17 protein-coding genes are annotated in these 21,173 nt (G+C 73.8%); 2 read left to right on the forward strand and 15 right to left on the reverse strand.

The window, feature by feature from the left end; genetic code table 11:
• Positions 1 to 4: 4 nt before the first annotated feature.
• From OHB09_RS06935 to OHB09_RS06960, 6 genes are all read right to left on the reverse strand, one after another.
• Positions 5 to 538: a hypothetical protein gene (locus OHB09_RS06935; RefSeq protein ID WP_328921731.1), complete on the reverse strand. Its 534-nt coding sequence runs from the start codon at positions 536 to 538 to the stop codon at positions 5 to 7.
• Positions 539 to 579: 41 nt separating this feature from the next.
• Entirely contained in the window at positions 580 to 1,713 is a 1,134-nt protein-coding gene (locus tag OHB09_RS06940) for a ParA family protein (protein WP_078630775.1), read from the reverse strand.
• A 446-nt stretch (positions 1,714 to 2,159) separates the two neighbouring features.
• Positions 2,160 to 3,284, reverse strand: coding sequence for an alanine dehydrogenase (ald, locus tag OHB09_RS06945; protein ID WP_328921732.1), 1,125 nt, complete (start codon positions 3,282 to 3,284; stop codon positions 2,160 to 2,162).
• Positions 3,285 to 3,526: 242 nt separating this feature from the next.
• Positions 3,527 to 5,719 (reverse strand): tetratricopeptide repeat protein, encoded by a 2,193-nt coding sequence (locus OHB09_RS06950; protein ID WP_328919103.1) that lies wholly within the window; start codon positions 5,717 to 5,719, stop codon positions 3,527 to 3,529.
• 173 nt (positions 5,720 to 5,892) lie between these two features.
• Positions 5,893 to 6,519 (reverse strand): NUDIX domain-containing protein, encoded by a 627-nt coding sequence (locus tag OHB09_RS06955; protein WP_006138347.1) that lies wholly within the window; start codon positions 6,517 to 6,519, stop codon positions 5,893 to 5,895.
• A gap of 141 nt (positions 6,520 to 6,660) precedes the next feature.
• Positions 6,661 to 8,328, reverse strand: coding sequence for a CTP synthase (locus OHB09_RS06960; RefSeq protein WP_006138348.1), 1,668 nt, complete (start codon positions 8,326 to 8,328; stop codon positions 6,661 to 6,663).
• A 696-nt stretch (positions 8,329 to 9,024) separates the two neighbouring features.
• Between OHB09_RS06960 and OHB09_RS06965 the strand changes: the two genes are divergently transcribed.
• On the forward strand, positions 9,025 to 10,827 hold the full coding sequence (locus OHB09_RS06965) for a glycoside hydrolase family 15 protein (RefSeq protein ID WP_006138350.1): 1,803 nt from the start codon (positions 9,025 to 9,027) through the stop codon (positions 10,825 to 10,827).
• Between the two features lie 96 nt (positions 10,828 to 10,923).
• Here OHB09_RS06965 and OHB09_RS06970 read toward each other — a convergent pair whose 3' ends face one another.
• From OHB09_RS06970 to OHB09_RS06990, 5 genes are all read right to left on the reverse strand, one after another.
• Complete coding sequence (locus OHB09_RS06970; RefSeq protein WP_191852327.1) at positions 10,924 to 12,084, reverse strand: glycosyltransferase family 4 protein; 1,161 nt, start codon at positions 12,082 to 12,084, stop codon at positions 10,924 to 10,926.
• 461 nt (positions 12,085 to 12,545) lie between these two features.
• Positions 12,546 to 14,315, reverse strand: a complete 1,770-nt coding sequence (recN, locus tag OHB09_RS06975; protein ID WP_191852326.1) for a DNA repair protein RecN — start codon at positions 14,313 to 14,315, stop codon at positions 12,546 to 12,548.
• Positions 14,316 to 14,456: 141 nt separating this feature from the next.
• Positions 14,457 to 15,362, reverse strand: a complete 906-nt coding sequence (locus OHB09_RS06980) for an NAD kinase (protein ID WP_006138353.1) — start codon at positions 15,360 to 15,362, stop codon at positions 14,457 to 14,459.
• Positions 15,359 to 16,174, reverse strand: a complete 816-nt coding sequence (locus OHB09_RS06985; protein ID WP_006138354.1) for a TlyA family RNA methyltransferase — start codon at positions 16,172 to 16,174, stop codon at positions 15,359 to 15,361. The genes OHB09_RS06980 and OHB09_RS06985 overlap by 4 nt, the downstream gene beginning before the upstream one ends.
• Before the next feature lie 7 nt (positions 16,175 to 16,181).
• On the reverse strand, positions 16,182 to 16,568 hold the full coding sequence (locus tag OHB09_RS06990; protein ID WP_319119606.1) for a hypothetical protein: 387 nt from the start codon (positions 16,566 to 16,568) through the stop codon (positions 16,182 to 16,184).
• A 42-nt stretch (positions 16,569 to 16,610) separates the two neighbouring features.
• On the opposite strand from OHB09_RS06990, the gene OHB09_RS06995 reads away from it, so the two are divergent.
• A complete protein-coding gene (locus OHB09_RS06995) occupies positions 16,611 to 16,958 on the forward strand; it encodes a hypothetical protein (protein WP_006138356.1) in 348 nt (115 codons plus the stop codon).
• On the opposite strand, the gene OHB09_RS07000 is transcribed toward OHB09_RS06995, so the two are convergent.
• From OHB09_RS07000 to OHB09_RS07015, 4 genes are all read right to left on the reverse strand, one after another.
• Positions 16,942 to 17,859 carry an ABC transporter ATP-binding protein gene (locus OHB09_RS07000; protein WP_191852324.1) on the reverse strand — a complete coding sequence of 306 codons (918 nt, stop codon included), beginning with the start codon at positions 17,857 to 17,859 and terminating at the stop codon, positions 16,942 to 16,944. The two genes, OHB09_RS06995 and OHB09_RS07000, sit on opposite strands and share 17 nt — an antisense overlap.
• Positions 17,856 to 18,899 (reverse strand): FecCD family ABC transporter permease, encoded by a 1,044-nt coding sequence (locus OHB09_RS07005; RefSeq protein WP_093592302.1) that lies wholly within the window; start codon positions 18,897 to 18,899, stop codon positions 17,856 to 17,858. Before OHB09_RS07005 ends, OHB09_RS07000 begins: the two co-directional genes overlap by 4 nt.
• Entirely contained in the window at positions 18,896 to 19,942 is a 1,047-nt protein-coding gene (locus OHB09_RS07010) for a FecCD family ABC transporter permease (RefSeq protein ID WP_328921733.1), read from the reverse strand. The genes OHB09_RS07005 and OHB09_RS07010 overlap by 4 nt, the downstream gene beginning before the upstream one ends.
• Before the next feature lie 194 nt (positions 19,943 to 20,136).
• Entirely contained in the window at positions 20,137 to 21,171 is a 1,035-nt protein-coding gene (locus OHB09_RS07015; RefSeq protein WP_328921734.1) for an HAD hydrolase-like protein, read from the reverse strand.
• Positions 21,172 to 21,173 lie beyond the last annotated feature (2 nt).

The following is a 21,173-nucleotide window of genomic DNA, read 5'->3' on the forward strand; positions in this document are numbered from 1 at the left end:
GGGGCTACCGGCCCCGCAACCGCCGTACCAGGATGCTCGCGTCCCCGCGCTGCTCCAGGTCCGCCAGGACCACGGCGACGGCCTCGCGGACGATGCGGCCGCGGTCCACCGCGAGCCCGTGCTCGCCGCGCAGCACCAGGCGCGCGTGCTCCAGGTCCATCAGCTCCTCCGCGGAGACGTAGACCGTGATCTTCTCGTCGTGCCGTTCCCGTCCGCTGGGCCGCCGGTTCGCGCCGCGTCCGCGCCGGCGCGGCTGGGCCGCGGCGGGCGCACCGGCGCCCTCCGGTCCGGACGGGCGCCTCGGCGGGGCGCCCGCGCCGGGCACGGTCCCGCCGGGCGAGCGCGCGCCGCGCGACTCGCCGGTGTCGGCGCCGGAGTCCGCGGCGACGTGTTCGTCGCCCTCCCCGTCGCCGCCCTGCACGGGCACCGCCACCGGGGTGTCCTCGGCGGCCGCGGGCGGGTCGGGCTCCCCGGCGGGAGCCGGCACCCGGGCCTCACCGTTGGTCTGGCGCCGGGGGGTGGACGCCTGGAGCGCCATCCCCCCTGTCGTACGGAACAGTTCGTCGGCCCCCGGCAGACTCACTCGGCGTGACACCGGGCGAGCACCTCCCTGGCGAGCTGGCGATAGGCGGCGGCACCGACGGAGTTGGAGGCGTACGTGGTGATCGGCTCACCGGCGACCGTGGTCTCCGGGAAGCGGACCGTGCGCCCGATGACCGTGTGGTACACGTGGTCGTCGAACGCCTCGACCACGCGCGCCAGCACCTCACGGCTGTGCACCGTGCGCGAGTCGTACATCGTGGCGAGGATGCCGTCGAGCTCCAGCTCGGGGTTGAGCCGCTCCTGGACCTTCTCGATCGTCTCGGTCAGCAGCGCGACCCCGCGCAGCGCGAAGAACTCGCACTCCAGCGGCACGATCACCTTGTGCGCGGCGGTGAGCGCGTTCACGGTGAGCAGGCCGAGGGAGGGCTGGCAGTCGATGACGATGTAGTCGTAGTCGGCCATCAGCGGCTTGAGCGCGCGCTGCAGCGTGGACTCGCGCGCGACCTCGGAGACGAGCTGCACCTCGGCCGCCGACAGGTCGATGTTGCTGGGCAGCAGGTCCATGTTGGGGACCGCCGTCTTGAGCAGCACCTCGTCCGCGGCCATGCCCCGCTCCATGAGCAGGTTGTAGACCGTGAGGTCCAGTTCCATCGGGTTGACGCCGAGACCCACGGACAGGGCGCCCTGCGGGTCGAAGTCGACGAGCAGCACCCGGCGTCCGTACTCCGCGAGCGCGGCACCCAGGTTGATGGTCGACGTGGTCTTGCCGACGCCGCCCTTCTGGTTGCACATCGCGATGATCTTCGCGGGGCCGTGGTCGGTGAGCGGACCGGGGATGGGGAAGTACGGCAGCGGGCGCCCGGTCGGGCCGATGCGTTCACGCCGCTGGCGGGCCGCGTCGGGCGCGAGCGTGGCGGCGTACTCGGGGTCGGGCTCGTACTCCGCGTCGGGGTCGTAGAAGTGCCCGTCGGGCAGTTCGTCGTAGTCGGCGAAGTGGTTGTGCACCTCGCCCCTGCTGTCGCCGGCCATGGCGTTCACGTGTGGGCCATCCATGCTCTGGTGTGCTGTCGGAGCCATGTGGGGGCTGTGGCTCTGGTGGGCTGCGAAGGTACGGACAGCGACGGAGCCGACAGCCTCGAGCCTGGCGGAGTCGGAGCCCCGCGCAGGCATTCCTGGTTGACCACCCCCGGGAGTGAATGTCGACTCGTTCACAAGTCGTCTTACCTCCTTGGTGACCAGGAAACTTCTAGACAGGTCAGCGTGGCACCATGCCGACGGTTGGCGACTCTATGGCGTGTCGGCCGTCCGCAGCAACACAATCCGCCGGACCCGGCACGATGTGTCGGCAATGAAACACCCTGCTGTCAAGGGCGTACAGAGGGCGTACGGCCGCTGAATGCCGGATTCGTCCCGTGCGCGAATCGGTAGAACGGTTGTTTTTGCGACGAGTTGAACGAGCGTCGCAAAGTGACCATACACACACCCGGCCGGACCTTGTCGACAAGGTCCGGCCGGGTGCGCCTCGTTGACCACATATGTTGACCTGTCGCCTTGTGGTACAGGCGACTTGCGCGGGGCGGCGAGGCGTGTTCCGCGCCGCGGCGTGCTCCCGCCGCTCAGCCGAGCAGGGTGGACAGCTCCACGTGCTCCAGACCGTGTGCCTCGGCGACGCCCTGGTAAACCACCTTGCCGTCATGGGCGTTGAGGCCCTTGGCGAGCGCGGGGTCGCGGCGCAGCGCCTCGACCCAGCCCCGGTCGGCGAGTTCGACGATGTACGGCAGCGTGGCGTTGGTCAGCGCGTAGGTGGAGGTGTTGGGGACGGCGCCGGGCATGTTGGCGACGCAGTAGAACACCGACTCGTGGACCGGGAAGGTCGGTTCGGCGTGCGTGGTGGGGCGGGAGTCCTCGAAGCAGCCGCCCTGGTCGATGGCGATGTCGACAAGGACACTTCCGGGCTTCATCCGGGACACCAGCTCGTTGGTGACCAGTTTCGGCGCCTTGGCGCCCGGGATGAGCACCGCGCCGATGACGAGGTCGGCCTCCAGGCACGCCCGTTCCAGTTCGAAGGCGTTGGAGACGACCGTCTGGATGCGCGTGCCGAAGATCTTGTCGGCCTCGCGGAGCTTGCGGATGTCCTTGTCGAGCAGGGTCACGTGGAAGCCCATGCCGATCGCGATCTGCGCCGCGTTCCAGCCGGAGACGCCGCCGCCGATGACGACCGCCCGCCCGGCGGGCACCCCGGGGACGCCCCCGGGCAGCACACCGCGTCCGCCGCCCGCGCGCATCAGGTGGTAGGCGCCGACCTGGGGGGCGAGCCGGCCGGCCACCTCGGACATGGGGGCGAGCAGCGGCAGGGTGCGGCCGGGCAGCTCGACGGTCTCGTAGGCGATGGCGGTGGTGCCCGACTCCAGCAGGGCGTCGGTGCACTCCTTGGAGGCGGCCAGGTGCAGATAGGTGAAGAGGATCTGGTCCTTGCGCAGGCGGTGGTACTCCTCGGCCACCGGCTCCTTCACCTTCAGCAGCAGATCCGCCGTGGCCCACACCTCGTCGGGGGTGTCCAGGATGCGGGCGCCGGCGGCGGTGTACTCCGCGTCCGTGATGGAGGAGCCGAGGCCGGCGCCCCGCTCCACCACGACCTGGTGACCCCCTCGAACGAGCTCGTGCACACCGGCCGGGGTGATGGCCACGCGGAACTCGTTGTTCTTGACCTCGCGGGGAATACCGACCTTCACGTCGATCACGGTCCTTGGTTCGCAGGAAACGTCAATGACTACATACCCGGACGCGTGAGGGCACACCGGGGCAGACCGCGCGAGTGGCGCGGTCAAATCAGTCTAATGAAGGTGTTCCCTCTGTCCAGCCTTCCAAAGGGCAAATCTTCTGCGGATGCACTGCGGATTTCGTAGGTGTTTCCCGCCGTGTTCCTTGCCGTTGCCGACAGGATTCGAGCCGGGCCGCGTCGAACCGGCGCGGAGCCGTGCCCCTAGGCCCCGTCGGTTTCCGGCTCGGCGCGGCTCTCGCGCGGCCCGGCCTCCCGCAGCCGCGCGGCCGCGCCCCGGTGCAGACGGGCCCCCGCCGGGTCGCCGGTGCGTTCCAGTGCCTCGGCGAGCCGGGTGTGCAGCTCGGCCTGCAGGCCCTCCTCCTCCGCGCGCCGGGCCAGCTCGACCGCCTCCTGGCAGGTGTCCAGCGCCTCGTCCGGGTGCCCGGCGGCCTCCTGCACCCCGGCCAGTTCCCCCAGCGCCCGCGCCTGCGCGACGAGGTCGCCGCACCGCCGGTACCCGGTGACCGCGGACCGCCAGGAGCGCAGGGCCTCGGCGTACCGTCCCGCGCGGGCGTGCGCTCCGCCGATGCGGCCGTGCAGCCGGGCGGCGTCCGCGCGCTCGTCCCGCGCCAGCCGCTGGGCCAGCGCCCGGCCGAACCAGTCGGCGGCCCGGTCGGGGTCCCCCAGTGCCAGGTGGGCGGCGCCCACGGATTCCGTCGCGCGGCCGGTCGCGTACGCGTCGCCCGCCTCGCGTCCGGCGTCCAGCGCGGCCCGGTAGCGGGTCAGTGCCTCGCGGGTGCGGCCGGCCCTCACGTCCAGGTCGGCGAGGTTCATCAGCGCGGCCGCCCGCTCGCGGGGCAGAGCGCGGCGCTCGGCGACCTCGAGGACGAGCAGGTGGATGCCGTACAGATCGGGCGCCGCTGCCCGGGTTCCGAGGTGCGCCACCATGGCCCGCACGAGCTGGGACATCAGCCGGCGGGCCAGGGTGTCCAGTTCCCCGTCCTCGACGGCGAGCCGGGCGGCGGCGAGCAGCGCCGGTCTGCGGGCGCGCAGCCAGTCGGCGGCGGCGCGCGGATCGGGGAAGCGCAGCGCGGGCGGGGTGTTCAGCAGTTTCTCCCGCGCGCGCGGGCTGTCGGTCTCGGTGACGGCCCGGCAGGACTGGAGCAGCCGCAGTGTGCGTTCCAGCATCCGGGCGCGGGCCAGCCGCAGCTCCCCGGGGCGGTCCTCGGCCTCGGCGCGGGCGCGCAGCAGGGGCTGGAGGCAGCCGGGGACCTCGTACTGGGGCAGCGCGGTGGGCAGGCGGTGCAGGAACCCGGCGTCGACGCACTCGTCGAGGAGCGCGCGGGCGGCCTCCACGGAGCAGCCGGCCAGCGCGGAGGCGGTCTGCGGGTCGGCCGGGACGGCGGGCACGAGGGAGAGCAGCCGCAGCATCCGCCGCCCGGCGGCGGGCAGTCCGGCGTAGGCGAGCCGGAAGACCCTGGCGAGCGGGGTGCCGGGCGGGGTGCCGCCCTCGGTGTCGGCGTCGAGGTGCCGGGTGACGTCGGCGACGGCGGCCTTGGGGCGGGCGGCGAGCCAGCCCCCGGCGAGGACCAGCGCGGCGGGCTGGCCGCCGCAGGCCTCGGCGAGCTGCTCGGCGGCGCGGGGGTCGACGGTGACGCGGACGGCGCCGGTGCGGCGGGCGAGCAGTTCCACCGCGGACGCGGTGTCCAGGCCGCCGAGCGTGCAGGGCCGGACGTCGGAGATGCCGGTCAGCGGTCCCCGGGAGACGGCGACGACGAGGCAGTCGGGGCTGTCCGGCAGCAGCGCGTCGACCTGTTCGGCGCCCGCCGCGTCGTCCAGCAGGAGCAGCAGGCGCCGCTCGCCGAGTGCCTCGCGCAGCAGGTCGCTCAGCTCGTCCTCACCGGCGCCGGGCGGTACGGGCCGGCCGAGCGCGGAGAGCAGGTCACGGGCGGTGCGTTCGGTGGGGACGGGGGTGCCGTCCGGTTCGCCGAGCCGGGCGCGGAGCACCCCGTCGGGGTAGCGGTCGGCGACCCGGCGCAGCAGTTCCTCGGCGAGCGCGGTGCGGCCCTGGCCGGGGCGTCCGGCGATGAGCAGCACCCGGGCGCGCGGGGCCTTGCGGCCGGAGAGGGTGTCGAGTCCGGCCCGGGCGATGTCGGCGCGCAGTTCGCGCAACTCGTGGGCGCGGCCGAGGAATTCACGGCCGGAGTCCTCACGGCCCGCGGGCTCGCCGGTGGGGGGTCCGCCGCCGGGGGCCGGAAGGCCGTGGAGCCCGCCGTCGTCCTCGGACCGGCCGCCGGGCCTGCCGTCGGACCGGGTGTCGGCCCGGCCGCCGGGGGTCCGGGGGCCGGTGGGCGCGGTGTCCGGCGCGGGGCCGGGCAGTCCGCTGCCGTCGGTGTCCACCGCCTGTTCCGCCACGGGTCACGCTCCCGTCCCACTGCGCGCGCGGACCCGCCGCACTCCGCACGGGTCGTCCTCAGAGCCTAGTTGACTCCGCGTGACGTTCCGGGCGGCGCGGGGCGGCACGGCAGCACCTGTCGCCCGATCGGATCAGGCGATCGTAGGACTGGGGAAGGTGACCTGAAGGTCCGTCAGACCTCGAACGGGCGGGCCGGCCACGGGGCCAGTGCCGGGCGCAGGGCGTCGAGACCCTCCCCGTTCCGCGCCGCCACCAGCGACAGCGCGCCCACCACGAGGCAGTTGTTGTGCAGCTCACCGGCGAGCACCCCGCGCACCAGCTCCGCCACGGGCACCCGGGCCAGCTCCATGTCGGCCTCCTCGTGCTCGACCTCGAAGCGCTCGCCCTCCGCCTCGGCCAGATCGCGGGCGAGGAAGATCCGTACGGCCTCGTCGCAGCCGCCGGGGGTGGTGTACACGTCGGCGAGCACCCGCCAGTCCCCCGCCTTGACGTGCGCCTCCTCGAACAGCTCGCGCTGGGCGGCGTGCAGCGGGTTCTCGCCGGGCACGTCGAGCAGGCCCGCCGGGATCTCCCACAGCTTCTGCCGCACCGGGTGCCGGTACTGGCGCAGCACCAGGACCCGGTCCTCCTCGTCCAGGGCGAGGACGGCCACCGAGCCGGGGTGCACCTGGTAGTCCCGGCGCGCGACCGATCCGTCGGGCATGACCACCTCGTCGGTGCGGACGGAGGTCTTCTTGCCGCGGAACGGGGTCTCGGTGCCCCGGATCTCCCACTCCTCGGCGGCGTCCTTGATCGTCATGCCTGTCCTTCCCGATGTGCCGTGTGCCCGGTGCCCGGTGCCCGGAGCGCGAACCGGGGTGCCGGCCGCCGGACCTCGGAGGATCCACCGGCCGGCACCCCGGCCACCGTACCGCCGCCGCCCGGTGCGGCGGCCTTGCGGCTACTTCGCGGTCTTGCGCTCGACGGCCGCCTTGACCAGCCCGGCGAACAGCGGGTGCGGGCGGGTCGGGCGGGAGCGCAGCTCCGGGTGGGCCTGGGTGGCCACGAGGTAGGGGTGGACCTCGCGCGGGTACTCCAGGTACTCCACGAGCTTGCCGTCCGGGGAGGTGCCGGAGAACAGCAGGCCGGCCTTCTTCTCCAGCTCCGCGCGGTAGGTGTTGTTCACCTCGTAGCGGTGGCGGTGGCGCTCCTCCACGTACTCCTTGCCGTCGTACACCTCGCGCACGATGGAGCCCTCGGCGAGCTTGGCCGGGTACATGCCGAGCCGCATGGTGCCGCCCATGTCGCCCTCGCCGGCGACGATGTCGAGCTGTTCGGCCATGGTGGAGATGACCGGGTGGGTGGTGGCCGGGTCGAACTCGGTGGAGTTGGCGTCCTCGACGCCGGCCAGGTTGCGCGCGGCCTCGATCACGACGCACTGCAGGCCGAGGCACAGGCCGAGCAGCGGGATGCGGTTCTCGCGGGCGTACTGGATGGCGCCGACCTTGCCGGTCACACCGCGCTCGCCGAAACCGCCCGGGATGCAGATCGCGTCGACGTCGCCGAGTTCGCGGGCGGCGCCGGCCGGGGTCTTGCAGTCGTCGGAGGTGACCCACTTGATCGTGACGCGGGCCTTGTTGGCGAAGCCGCCGGCGCGCAGCGCCTCGGTGACCGAGAGGTAGGCGTCGGGCAGGTCGATGTACTTGCCGACCAGGGCGAGGGTGATCTCGTGGTCGGGGTTGTGGACGCGGTCGAGCAGGTCGTCCCAGGTCGTCCAGTCCACGTCGCGGAACGGCAGGTCCAGCTTGCGGACGACGTAGGCGTCCAGGCCCTCGCCGAACACGGTCTTGGGGATGTCGTAGATCGAGCGGGCGTCCGGGCAGGCGACCACGGCGGCCTCGTCGACGTCGCACATCAGCGAGATCTTCCGCTTGATGGCGGTGGGCACCTCGCGGTCGCAGCGCAGCACGATCGCGTCCGGCTGGATGCCGATGTTGCGCAGGGCGGCGACCGAGTGCTGGGTCGGCTTGGTCTTCAGCTCGCCGGAGGGGCCGATGTAGGGCAGCAGGGAGATGTGCACGACGAAGACGTTGTCGCGGCCCACCTCGTGGCGGACCTGACGGACGGTCTCCAGGAAGGGCAGCGACTCGATGTCGCCGACCGTGCCGCCGACCTCCGTGATGACGACGTCCACCTCGTCGGTGGCCATGCGCCGGATGCGGTGCTTGATCTCGTTGGTGATGTGCGGGATGACCTGCACCGTGTCGCCCAGGTACTCGCCGCGCCGCTCCTTGGCGATCACGGTGGAGTACACCTGGCCGGTGGTGACGTTGGCGGACCCGTCCAGGTCGCGGTCGAGGAACCGCTCGTAGTGGCCGATGTCCAGGTCGGTCTCGGCGCCGTCGTTGGTGACGAACACCTCACCGTGCTGGAAGGGGTTCATCGTGCCCGGGTCGACGTTCAGGTAGGGGTCGAGCTTCTGCATCACGACCCGCAGTCCCCGGGCCTTGAGCAGCATGCCGAGGCTGGAGGCGGTCAGGCCCTTGCCGAGCGAGGAGGCGACACCCCCGGTGACGAAGATGTGCTTGGTCGTCGTGGCTGTGCTGTTGCGGAAAGCAGCGGGCGGCATGGCCAAGAGGGGGCTCCCGTGGTCGCGGTCTGGAATGCGGAGCGGCGTTGGGGGTCCGGATTTTTCCGGGGGCGCCGTCGCTGCGGTTCGGGGGTCTTTAAGTCCACCGGTCCACGGGCTACCAGCGTAACAGCGACGGAGAGCGGTCGCTCCCGGCGTCCGCGGGAGCGGGCCGCGCGGGGCTCCCGGGGCACGTTTCGCGGGCGGATGCCGGGTTCCTCCCCGGTTGCCGCGAGGGGTCTCCGGACGCTTTCCGGTCCTGCCCGAAAGACCGCGGGAGCGTCTTCACGGTGCCGCCGGAGCGTCCGGAGCGTCCGGTTCCGACCCGTCTTCGGCCATTACGACTGACCGGTTTCGGCCACGCTCCGCACACGTGTCACCACGGACACGCGATACCTCCGCGCCTCTCACCCGATGCTCACTCGTTCGGGTCACTCGCGTTGCCCGGAGCGGCACGCGCACCACCCGGGTGCGTCGTATCCTGCTCGGACACTCGCTGCCGAGCGGCCCGGCAAACGGCACACCCCCGCCTGCCACCGGAACACCCAAGCTCGTCAGTTCGTTGCACATCGACCGCACATCTACCGCATATTTTCCCGAACGCGTCGGTGTACAACGACATCTCACACCGACCCCTTGACCGCAAAGAGCGACCGCCCCATGCGGGGCGACGTGGCCGTTCGACTGGAGTTGCACGTGGCCGGGCGTATCGAAGACTACGCACTCATCGGAGACATGCAGACCGCCGCACTGGTCTGCCGGGACGGCACAGTGGACTGGCTGTGCCTGCCCCGCTTCGACTCCCACGCCGTCTTCGCGGGCCTGCTCGGCACGGAGGAACACGGCTTCTGGCGCCTCGGGCCGGCCCACGCCCCCGAGGCCGAACCGCCGACGGCGACCCGCCGGACCTACCGCGGCGAGTCACTCGTCCTCGAATCCGAGTGGGACACACCGCGCGGAACGGTCAGAGTGACCGATTTCATGCCCCCGCGCGACGGCGCCCCGCAGCTCGTGCGGATCGTCGAGGGCGTCACCGGCCGCGTCCCCATGCGCTCGGTGCTGCGGATGCGGTTCTCCTACGGGCGGATCACGCCCTGGGTGCACAAGCACGAGGGCCGCACCGTCGCCGTCGCCGGCCCCGACTCGGTGTGGTTCGACACCGAGGCCGAGACCTACGGCAAGTCGCTGACCACGTACAACGACTTCACCGTCGCGCCCGGTGACCGCATCGCCTTCACCATCTCCTGGCAGCCCTCGCACAAGGAGCCCCCGCCGCTGCCCGAGCCGGAGCAGTCCCTCGAGGCCACCGAGGAGTTCTGGCGCGAGTGGGTCGGGCACTGCACGTACCACGGCCCCTACCGCGAGGCCGTGGTCCGCTCCCTGATCACACTCAAGGCCCTGACGTACGCCCCGACCGGCGGCATCGTCGCCGCGCCCACCACCTCCCTGCCCGAGCACCTGGGCGGCGTGCGCAACTGGGACTACCGCTACACCTGGCTGCGCGACGCGGCGATCACGCTCTCCTCGCTGCTGCGCACCGGCTACCGCGAGGAGGCCCGCGCCTGGCGCGAGTGGCTGCTGCGCGCGGTGGCCGGCGACCCGGAGAACCTGCAGATCATGTACGGCATCGCCGGCGAGCGCGAGCTCGGCGAGGCGGAGCTGGACTGGCTGCCGGGCTACGAGCACTCCGCGCCGGTGCGCATCGGCAACGGCGCCGCGAGCCAGCTCCAGCTCGACGTGTACGGCGAGGTCACCGAGGCCCTGCACCTGGGCCACATGACGGGCCTGGCCCGCAACGACTACGCCTCCGTCCTCCAGCTCCGGCTGATCCGCTACCTGGAGGACCACTGGGACGAGCCCGACGAGGGCATCTGGGAGGTGCGCGGCCCGCGCCGGCACTTCGTGCACTCCAAGGTGATGGCCTGGGTCGCGGTCGACCGCACCATCAAGCTGATCGAGTCCGGCGACGCCGACGGTCCGCTCGAGCGCTGGCGGGAACTGCGCGACGACATCCACCGGGACGTGTGCGAGCGGGGCTACGACAAGGAGCGCAACACCTTCACGCAGTCCTACGGCTCCAAGGAGCTGGACGCCTCCCTGCTGCTGATCCCGCAGATGGGCTTCCTGCCCCCGGACGACAAGCGGGTCATCGGCACCATCGAGGCCATCCAGCGGGAGCTGTCCACGCCGGACGGCTTCATCCTGCGGTACCCGACCTCGGGTTCCGAGGAGGGGGTGGACGGACTGCCGGGCGACGAGGGCGCCTTCCTGGCCTGCTCGTTCTGGATGGCGGACGACCTCGCGATGATCGGCCGGGTCGACGAGGCCCGCCGTCTCTTCGAGAAGCTGCTGTCCCTGCGCAACGACCTCGGTCTCCTGGCCGAGGAGTGGGACCCGCGCCTGCAGCGCCAGGTCGGCAACTTCCCCCAGGCGTTCAGCCATGTGCCCCTCATCGACACGGCCCTGCGCCTGACGGCCTCGGGCGCCTACGGGGGCTGAGGACACCGTGCCCCGCGCCCCCGAAGGGCGCGGGGCCGCCTTGTGTCTCGGGCCCCGGGTCCCGGGCCTCGTGCCCCATGCCTCGGGTCCCGGGCCTCAGGCGAAGGGCACCGGCCGGGTCAGCTCGTCGTAGACGCTGAGCACCTGCGCCACCGTCGCGTCCTCCGTGGGCCAGGTCCCCGCCTGCCACGTGCCCCGCTCGACCAGCCACTGCCGCCGGCCCGGGTCCCCGAGCAGCCGCACCACCGCGCCGCCGAGCGCCCCCGCATCCCCGTAGGGCACCAACTCCGCCGCGTCGCCGACGAGTTCCGGCGTGCCGCCCACCTCCGTGGCCACCAGCGGCACCCCCGCCCGCAGCGCCTCCTGCGCGAACACCGAGCGCGACTCCCAACGGCTGGGCAGCAGCGCGAGATCCGCTGCGGCGAGCAGTTCCGGGACGTCCCGCCGGCTGCCCAGCAGCCGCACCGGCAGGTCCTCCGTCTCGATGCGCCTCTGCAGGTCCGGCCGCAGCACCCCCTCCCCCGCGATCACGAGCAGCGGCACCGGGTCCAGCTCCCGCCACATCGCCGCGGCGTCGAGCAGCACCTCGTGCCCGCCGTGCCGCTCCAGCGCGCCGACGGCCAGGAGCAACGGCCGCTCCGTCGCGCCGAGTTCGGCACGGGCCTTGGGCCCGTCCGCCGCCTCATGGTGCTCCTCCCCCGCACCGTCGGCGGCCCTCCCGCCCGGTGCCGGAAGCGCGACGGCGGCGAGCCGGGCGTCCCGCGCGCCCCGGGCGCGCGCCCGGTCGACCAGGTCGGAGGAGGTGCCGAGCAGGACGGAGGCGGCCTTGGCGACGCGCCGTTCGAGCAGCCGCAGCAGATGGGCCCGGGGTCCCTCGGCGTGTGCCCGGGTGTGCCAGGTGACGACGAACGGCACCCGGCGGCCGAGCGCGAGGGAGGCCCGCAGTCCCGCGTGCAGCCCGTGCGCGTGCACGAGGTCGGCCTCGGCGCAGACGGCACGCAGCGCGGCCACGGAGGCCGGGTCGGTGCTGCGGTCCACGGCGACGTGGGCGGCACCGGTCCCGGTGAAGTCGTAGAGGTGTTCCGCCTCGTCGGGGGCGCACACGGTCACCCGCACGCCCCTGGCGACCAGCCCGGCGGCGAGCGAGCGCACATGCACGCTGCTGCCCGCGCTGCCGCCGCCGAGCACCTGCACGGCATGCAGCGGCGACTGCCCGTGCGGTCGTGCGTGCGGCGGCTGGCTGCTCACGAGGGTCACGTGGCCGGGGCTCCTGGTTCGGCGTCGGACGGTCGCGGAGAGACGTACACGGGCGCTCGCGGGAGGGTGTACCGCGCGGGCCGTCCGGGGCGTGCGTGGGGTCAAGGATGCCAGGGCGCACGGGCGTTGCGGCTCCGGCGCCCGAACACGCCCACGGCGAAGGAGCGTACCCGTTCCGCGGCCCGGAACCGGGCGCGCCGGGCGCCGGCGGTGATGCCGGCCGTGCCCGGGTGCTTCCGGTGCGGCGGACGGTGCCGCCCGGACCGGTCGGCGCCCAGGGCCCTTCGTTCGGATCAGGCCGGCTGGGAGGCGCGGTGCGTCCTCGGCCGGCCCGAGCGGGGTCCGGCGCGTGCGGCTGCACAGCGGAGGAGGGCGCCAGGGCGGAGCCCCGGCAACCGACGACAACGCCGCGGAGGCGCGTGCCAGGCCCCGCGACGCCGGAACGATCCGGACGAAGGGCCCTACGCGTCCCCGCGCGCCGAGGCCAGCAGTTCCTCCGCGTGCGCCCGCGCCGTCTCGGAGTCCTCCTGGCCCGCGAGCATCCGGGACAGCTCCCGCACCCGCTCCTCGCCCTCCAGGACCTTCACGCCCGAGCGGGTGACCGAGCCGTCGTCGGTCTTCTCCACCAGGAGCTGCCGGTCGGCGAACGCCGCCACCTGCGGCAGGTGCGTGACGACCACGACCTGCGCGCTCTTGGCGAGCTTCGCCAGCCGCCGGCCGATCTCGACGGCCGCCTTGCCTCCGACACCGGCGTCGACCTCGTCGAAGAGGTATGTCGGCACCGGGTCGGTGCCCGCGAAGACGACCTCCACCGCCAGCATCACCCGGGACAGCTCACCGCCGGAGGCGCCCTTGGCGATCGGCCGGGCCGGCGCCCCCGGGTGCGGGGCGAGCAGCAGCTCGACCTCGTCGGCGCCGGAGGGCCCGTAGGCGACCGTGCGCCCGCCGACCTCGACGCCCTCGGGGTCCTCGGTCTGCCGGACGGCGAACGTCACGCGCGCGTGCGGCATGGCGAGGGAGCCCAGCTCCGCGGTGACGGCGGCGGCGAACCGCTCGGCGGCGGCGGTCCGCGCGTCGGTGAGGGCCTGGGCGAGTCCGCCCAGCTCGGCCCGCAGCGCGTCCCGCTCGGCGGTCAGCTCCCCGATCCGGTCGTCGTCGCCGTCGAGCTCGGTCAGCCGTGCGGCGGCCCGCTCGGCCCAGGCGAGGACGGCGGCCACGCCCTCCGCGCCCTCCGCGCCCTTTACCGGCCCCCCGTACTTGCGGACGAGCTGGGTGAGGGCGGCCCGCCGCTCCTCGACCGCCGCCAGCCGCAGCGGGTCGGCGTCGAGGTCGTCGGCGTATCCGGCGAGCTCCCCGGACACGTCGGCGAGGAGGATCCCGATCTCCCCGATCCGCTCGGCGAGCCCGGCCAGCGCGTTGTCGTGCGACCGTACGGCCTCCAGTGCGCGGTGGGCGCCCGCGACGAGGGCGCCGGCGTCGATGCCCTCGGGGTCCTCCGGGTTGCCCGCGAGCGCGGCGTGCGCGGCGGTCGCGGCGGAGGCGAGGGCCTCCGCGTGCCCGAGCCGCTCGGCCTCGGCGGCCAGCTCCACGTCCTCGCCGGCCCGCGGCTCGACGGCCGCGATCTCGTCCAGGCCGAAGCGCAGCAGATCGGCCTCCTGCGCCCGCTCCCGCGCGCGCGTGGTGATCTCCTCGAGCTCGGCGGCGACGGCCCGCAGCCGCCGGTAGGCCCCGGTGTACTTGGCCAGGGGCACGGCGACGGTGTCCCCGGCGTACCGGTCGAGGGCCTGGCGCTGCCGGCTGAGCTTGAGCAGCCCCTGCTGGTCGGTCTGCCCGTGCACGGCGACCAGCTCGTCGGCGAGCTCCGCGAGCATGCCGACCGGCACGGACCGCCCGCCGAGGTGGGCCCGGGAGCGGCCCTCGGCGGAGACGGTGCGGCTGATGAGCAGCGCCCCGTCGTCCAGCTCGGCGCCGGCCTCCTCGGCCCGCACGGCCGCCGAACCGGCGTCGGGCACGCTGATGCGGCCCTCGACGACGGCGTTCTTCGCGCCGATCCGTACGAGTGCCGCGTCCGCGCGCCCACCGAGCAGCAGCCCCAGGCTGGTGACCACCATCGTCTTGCCGGCACCGGTCTCACCGGTGACGGCGGTGAAGCCGGGCGACAGCTCGACGACCGCGTCGTCGATGACCCCGAGCGACCGTATCCGCATCTCCTCCAACACGACGTCGACCATACGAGGTTTCGGCCACGATGTGCGACGCCACCCCACCCGACCGGGGAAGCCGCAGGTCGTGACTTCCCCGGAGGTCGCTCGTTGCGCCCGCCCTCAGCGCCGCGCACGAGGGCCCGGCGGGGGGGACACCTCGAACGCGCCCTAGTTCGGCGCGCCCCGCCAGCCCGACACCGGCAGCGCGAACTTCGCCACCAGGCGGTCGGTGAAGGAGGCGTGGTGCAGCCGGGCGAGCCGGACCGGCACCGCCCCCCGGCGCACCTCCACGCGGGCGCCCGGCGGCAGATCGACCGTGCGCCGGCCGTCGCACCACAGCACACCGGGCGGGATGTGCGGCAGCACCTCCACCGCGAGCACCGAGTCCGGGGAGGTCACGAGCGGCTTGGCGAACAGGGCGTGGGCGCTGATCGGCACCATGAGCAGCGCCTCCACCTCCGGCCACACCACGGGCCCGCCCGCCGAGAACGCGTAGGCCGTGGATCCGGTGGGCGTGGCGCAGACGATGCCGTCGCAGCCGAAGCCGGTCACCGGACGTCCGTCGATCTCCAGGACGACCTCGAGCAGCTTCTCGGCGCCGGCCTTCTGCACGGCGGCCTCGTTGAGCGCCCAGTCGGTGTGCACGATGTCGCCGTTGCGGTGCACGACGACGTCGACCGTCATGCGTTCCTCGACCTCGTAGGCCCGGTTGACCACCCGGTCGACGACCTTGTCGAGGTCGTCCCGCTCGGCCTCCGCGAGGAAGCCGACGCGCCCGAGGTTGACGCCGAGCATCGGCACGCCGGAGGCGCGGGCGAACTCGGCGCCGCGCAGCAGGGTGCCGTCACCGCCGAGGACGATGAGCAGCTCGCAGCCGTCCAGGCACTGCGGGGTGGCCTCCTTGACGAGCTGCACGCTCTCGGGCAGCGGCAGGTCGGCGGCCTCGGCCTCCAGGACCCGCACCCCGAGCCCGGCGCGCATCAGCCCGCCCACGACGAGCTCGGCACTGCGGATGGCCGCCGGACGCCCGGTGTGGGCGAGGAGGAATACGGTTCGAGCTTGGTTCTGTGTCAACGCGGCCCCTCCGCCACTGCACGGTCGATGTCGGCCGGGTCCGGTGCGGGTGCCCCGGCTCGCAGCCACAGAAAGTACTCGACATTGCCCGAGGGCCCGGGCAGCGGGCTGGCGGTCACCCCGTTCACCCCGAGCCCGATGTCCCACGCCCGCCCGGCCACCTGGCGCACGGCCTCCGCGCGCAGCTCGGGGCTGCGCACGACACCACCGCTGCCCAGCCGTTCCTTACCCACCTCGAACTGGGGCTTGACCATCATCACCAGGTCGGCGTCCGGCTTCGCGCACCGCGCGAGGGCGGGCAGTACCAGTCCGAGCGGGATGAAGGACAGGTCCCCCACGACAAGATCCACAGGCTCCCCATCGATCGCTTCGAGCGTCAACTCGCGTACGTTCGTACGGTCCTTGACGGTGACGCGTTCATCACTGCGAAGAGTCCAGGCGAGTTGTCCGTATCCGACGTCCACGGCGACGACGTGCGCGGCGCCCGCGCGCAGCAGCACGTCGGTGAAGCCGCCGGTGGAGGCGCCGGCGTCGAGCGCCCGCCGGCCCCGTACGAGGAGCCCGCGCGGGACGAAGGCCTCGAGCGCGCCGGCGAGCTTGTGGCCGCCCCGGGAGACGTAGTCGGGCTCGCCCTCGTTCTCCGCCACGAGGATCGCCGCGGCGGTCTCGACCTGGGTGGCCGGTTTGGTCGCGACGGTCTTGCCGACCGTCACCCGCCCGGCCGCGATGAGCTGGCTCGCGTGCTCCCGCGAGCGCGCCAGCCTGCGCCGTACCAGCTCGGCGTCCAGTCGGCGGCGTGCCACTCCTGCCACGTTCTCCTCAGCTCCTGGTCCCGTTGGTCCCGTTGTCCCGTGTTCCGGGTGTCGGTGAGGGCGGCGGAGGTCCCGGACGGGAGTCCAGCGCGGTCAGCGCGTCGCGCAGCCCTCGGTGTACATCCTCGTACACCTGGAGGTGGCCGTCGGTGGCGAGGTGGTCGGCGTCCGCCAGCCGGTCGAGGTGGGCGTCCACGCCTGGGTTGCCGGTGGGGGTGCGGGGCACCTGGAGCGGGGCGGGGGCCGCCGGGTCGCCACTCCCTTCGCCGGGCGCGCCGTGCCCGTCGCGCCCGGACTCGTCCTCGCGTGCGCCGGCGGTCGCCCGCCCGGCCCCGGCGTGCGCGGCGGCCTCGGCCTCGTGCGGGGCGCCCGGCTCCGGTCCTGCGTCGTTCATGCCCCGACGCTACCGCGTGGCGCTGGGGTACCGTCGACGCCGATGGCGACGATCGAGGAGTGCCGCAGGGCACTGGACAGGTTCTCCGAGGCGCTCGCGGGCGCCGAGGGCGACGCGGCACGGGCCGCCGCCCTGGACCGCTCGCTGAGCTGCCGGATCACCGACCTGGACGTCACGTTCGTCGGCCGGCTGCGGGACGGCCGTGTCGAGGTGCGCGACACGGTGCGCGGGCTGCCGCCCGAGAAGGCGCAGATACGGCTCACCACGACCGGCGACGACCTGGTGGCGCTGGTCGCCGGCGAGCTGCCGTTCGCCCGCGCCTGGGGCTCGGGCCGGGTCAGGCTGGAGGCGGGCCTGCGGGACCTGCTGCGGCTCAGGAAGCTCCTGTAGCCGAGGACTCCGCCACCTCGGCCGTCCCGGCCGTCCGGTCCCCTTCGACGTGCTCCGTCCGCTCCGCGGCGAGGCGTGCGCGGGCCCCGCGGGCCGCCGGCACCACCAGCGGCGTCCCCGTCTCCGGATCGTCGATGACCTGGCAGCGCAGCCCGAAGACCTCCTCGACCAGTTCCGCGGTGACGATCTCCTTGGGCGCCCCCTCGGCCACCACCCGCCCCTCCCGCAGCGCCACCAGGTGGGTCGCGTACCGGGCCGCGTGGTTGAGGTCGTGCAGGACGGCGACGAGTGTGCGCCCCTGCTCGTGCAGGTCGGCACAGAGGTCCAGGACGTCGATCTGGTGCTGGATGTCGAGGTAGGTGGTCGGCTCGTCCAGGAGGAGCAGCGGGGTCTGCTGGGCCAGCGCCATGGCGATCCACACCCGCTGCCGCTGCCCGCCGGACAGTTCGTCGACGTAGCGCTCGGCGAGGTCGCCGACGCCGGTGCGCGCCATCGACTCCCGCACGATCCGCTCGTCCTCGGCCGACCACTGCCGCAGCAGCCCCTGGTGCGGGTAGCGGCCGCGGCCGACCAGGTCGCCGACGGTGATCCCGTCCGGCGCGATCGAGGACTGCGGCAGCAGTCCGAGGGTGCGGGCCACCTTCTTCGCCGGCATCGACTGGATGACCTGCCCGTCCAGCAGCACCCGCCCCTCGTTCGGCCGGAGCATCCGCGACAGGGCGCGCAGCAGCGTGGACTTGCCGCAGGCGTTGGGGCCGACGATCACCGTGAAGGAGTTGTCGGGTATCTCCACCGACAGCCGCTCGGCGATCACGCGCTGATCGTAGGCGAGGGTGACGTTCTCGGCGGACAGGCGGTTCACGGTGCTCCTTCGGACGTTTCGGTTCGCCGGGCCGCTCATATCCGGCCCGCCCTGCGCTCGGTGACCAGCAGCCACAGCAGGTACGCCCCGCCGATCACGCCGGTGACCACGCCGACGGGAAGCTGGTCGGCCCCGAAGGCCCGCTGCGAGACGAGGTCGGCCACGATGAGCAGGGTGGCGCCCATGCACATGGCCGGCACGAGGTTGGGCCCGGGCGAGCGGGTCAGCCGCCGGGCGAGCTGCGGCGCGGTCAGCGCGACGAACCCGACCGGTCCGACGGCGGCGGTGGCACCGGAGGTGAGCAGCACCGCGGACACCATCAGCACCATGCGGACGCGTTCCACGCGCACCCCGAGGGCGTACGAGAGGTCGTCGCCCATCTCGGTCATCAGCAGCCCGCGCGCGTTGACGAGGACCAGCGGGACGAGGACCGCGCACAGCACGAGCAGCGGCCACACCTGGGTCCAGTCGCGGCCGTTGAGGGACCCGGTCATCCACACCACCGCGCGGGCCGCGTCGACGATGTCGGCCTTGGTGAGCAGATAGCCGTTGACGGCGGTGACGATCGCGGAGACGCCGATGCCGACCAGGACCAGCCGGTAGCCGTGCACGCCCCGCTTCCAGGCGAGCAGGTAGATCGCGAACCCGGTGACGAGCCCGCCGGCCAGCGCGCCGAGCGTGACGGCGGTGGCGCTGCCGGAGAACAGCACGATCACCACGAGCGCGCCGGCCGTGGCCCCCTGGCCGAGCCCGAGCACGTCCGGACTGCCCAGCGGATTGCGCGAGATGGACTGGAACAGCGCCCCGCCGAGCCCCAGCGCGGCCCCCACGAGGAGGCCGACGAGGACCCGCGGCAGTCGCAGGTCGCGAACGATGTACTCCTGGATCCGCGTGCCGTCGCCGGTCAGCGTCCGCAGGACGTCGGCGGCGGAGATCGGGAAGTCGCCGGTGCCTATGAGGGCGACGCTCGCGGCGAGCGCGGCGAGCACCAGCAGGACGACGACGGTGCACGCGCGGGCGTCCACCCTGAGGGAGAGCCCGCCGCGGGTGCGGACCGCCCGGATGCGTGTGGCCTTCACAGTTGCGTCGTCCTCCTGCGCCGGACGAGGAAGATGAACACCGGACCCCCGAGGAGCGCGGTGACGATGCCGACCTGGAGTTCGGCCGGCCGGACGATCATGCGCCCGATCACGTCGGCGCCCAGCAGCAGCACCGGGGACAGCACGGTCGCGTACGGCAGGATCCAGCGCAGGTCGGGCCCGGTGAAGGAGCGCACGAGGTGCGGGACCATCAGCCCGACGAACACGATGGGGCCGCAGGCGGCGGTGGCCGCGCCGCACAGCATGGTGGCGGCGAGCATCGACAGGGCCCGGGTGCGGTTGAGGTGGGCGCCGAGCGCGCGGGCGGTGTCGTCCCCCATGGCCATCGCGTTCAGCGGCCGGGCGAGCCCCAGCGCGAGCAGGGTGCCCACCACCATGAACGGGGCGACCTGGACGATGGTCGACTGCGTGGCCGAGGCCAGCGAGCCGACCGTCCAGAAGCGCATCCTGCCCAGCGCCGCGTTGTCCATGATCATGACGGCCTGGAGGTAGCCGTAGAGCGCGGCGCTGATCGCGGTGCCCGCGAGCGCGAGCCGTACGGGGGTGGCGCCCCGGCTGCCGCCGAGGAACCACACGAGGGCGCCCACCGCGGCGGCCCCGAAGAACGCGAACCACACATAGCCGTTCAGCGAGGTGACGCCGAGGAAGGTGATGGCGGTGACGACCGCCGCGGAGGCGCCCGCGTTGATGCCGAGGATGCCGGGGTCGGCCAGCGGATTGCGGGTCAGCGCCTGCAGCACGGCCCCGGCGAGGCCGAGCGCGGCCCCGGCGAGCAGCCCGAGCAGCGTGCGCCACACCCGCTCGCCCACGACGACGTCGGCGTACGTGCCCGTGTCGTGGAACAGCCCGTGCCAGACCTGGTCCAGGGGCAGCTGTTTGGCGCCGATCGCGATGCTCGCGAGCGCGACCCCGGCCAGCACCACCACCGCGAGGAGCAGCCCGAGGGCACGTGGCGCCGTCCGGCGGGCCGGCGGCGCGGGGGCTTCGGCCCCGCGCGGATGGGGAGGACTGTCGACCAACACCACGTTAGGTTAACCTAACCTGCCCACCGCCCCCGCGTGCGGGGCACGGAGGAACCTTCGGGGAGCCGGGCGGGATGGAACGCGGGCGGCAGCACGGCGAAGGCCCGGGGTCCGCCCGGTCACACCCGGGGCCTCACACCCGGGGCCTCACAGCCCGGGCCTCGCAGCCGGGGCCTCACAGCCGGGCCCGGGCCTCACAGTCCGAGCCGCGCCAGCGCCTTCCCCCCGTCCAGTTCGCACGCGCCCTCCCCGGCCGCCGTCCACGCCGCCGCGCAGAGCGCTCGCAGTCCGTCGAGCGCCTCGCCGTCCCCCTCCAGCCGGAGCACACTCCCGCCCGCCGCGGCCGTCCAGCCACCGCACCGGAAGCCCTCGTCACCCGCGGGCGACACCTCCGGCTGCCCCGTGAGCAGACCTCGCAGGTCCGCATCGACGTACGTCGGCCGGTGGTGCGGCGGCGCGGCCAGCAGCCGCGCCCCGTCCGTCACCCCGGTGAGCACCAGCAGCGAGTCCACCGACCCGTTGAACGCCCCCTCGATGTCCGTGTCCAGCCGGTCCCCGACCACCAGTGGCCGCTCGGCCCCGGTCCGCAGGACCGTCTCCCGGTGCATCGGCGGCAGCGGCTTGCCCGCCACCTGCGGCGTGGCCCCGGTCGCGATGCGCACGACCTCCACCGCCGCCCCGTTGCCCGGCGCGATGCCCCGCGCCCCGGGGATCGTCAGATCGGTGTTGGACGCGAACCACGGCACCCCCCGCGCGATCGCGTAACTCGCCTCCGCGAACCGCCCCCACGGCAGATCGGGGCCGCCGAAGCCCTGCACCACCGCGGCCGGCTCGTCCTCCGCCGACTCCACCGGCGTGAGGCCGCGCTCGCGCAGCGCCACCCGCAGTCCCTCACCGCCGATCACCAGCACCCGCGAACCCGCCGGCAGCTGCTCGGCGATGAGCCGGGCCACCGCCTGCGCCGAGGTCACCACGTCGGAGGCCGCGGCCGCGATCCCCAGCTCCGTCAGATGCGCCGCCACCGCGTCGGGCGTGCGCAGCGCGTTGTTCGTGACGTACGCCAGGCGCATCCCCCCGTCCCGGGCCGTGCCGAGCGACTCCACCGCGTGGCCGATCGCCGCGCCTCCCGCGTACACGACCCCGTCCAGGTCGAGCAGCGCCGTGTCGTACGCCTCGCTCAGGGGCCGTTCGCTGCCCTCGGGCCGCGTCCTGACCGCACTCCGGCTCATTC

The organism is Streptomyces griseoaurantiacus, from assembly GCF_036189845.1.
GTDB lineage: Bacteria > Actinomycetota > Actinomycetes > Streptomycetales > Streptomycetaceae > Streptomyces > Streptomyces griseoaurantiacus.

Excerpts from the sequence above, each read along its gene's own strand:
- OHB09_RS06955 (WP_006138347.1), bottom strand. The coding sequence starts at position 6,519 with ATGACGATCAAGGACGCCGCCGAGGAGTGGGAGATCCGGGGCACCGAG.
- OHB09_RS06940 (WP_078630775.1), bottom strand. The coding sequence starts at position 1,713 with ATGCCTGCGCGGGGCTCCGACTCCGCCAGGCTCGAGGCTGTCGGCTCC.
- OHB09_RS06990 (WP_319119606.1), bottom strand. The coding sequence starts at position 16,568 with ATGAACGACGCAGGACCGGAGCCGGGCGCCCCGCACGAGGCCGAGGCC.
- OHB09_RS06960 (WP_006138348.1), bottom strand. The coding sequence starts at position 8,328 with ATGCCGCCCGCTGCTTTCCGCAACAGCACAGCCACGACGACCAAGCAC.
- OHB09_RS06935 (WP_328921731.1), bottom strand. The coding sequence starts at position 538 with ATGGCGCTCCAGGCGTCCACCCCCCGGCGCCAGACCAACGGTGAGGCC.
- OHB09_RS07000 (WP_191852324.1), bottom strand. The coding sequence starts at position 17,859 with ATGAGCGGCCCGGCGAACCGAAACGTCCGAAGGAGCACCGTGAACCGC.
- recN (WP_191852326.1), bottom strand. The coding sequence starts at position 14,315 with ATGGTCGACGTCGTGTTGGAGGAGATGCGGATACGGTCGCTCGGGGTC.
- OHB09_RS06995 (WP_006138356.1), top strand. The coding sequence starts at position 16,611 with ATGGCGACGATCGAGGAGTGCCGCAGGGCACTGGACAGGTTCTCCGAG.
- OHB09_RS07015 (WP_328921734.1), bottom strand. The coding sequence starts at position 21,171 with ATGAGCCGGAGTGCGGTCAGGACGCGGCCCGAGGGCAGCGAACGGCCC.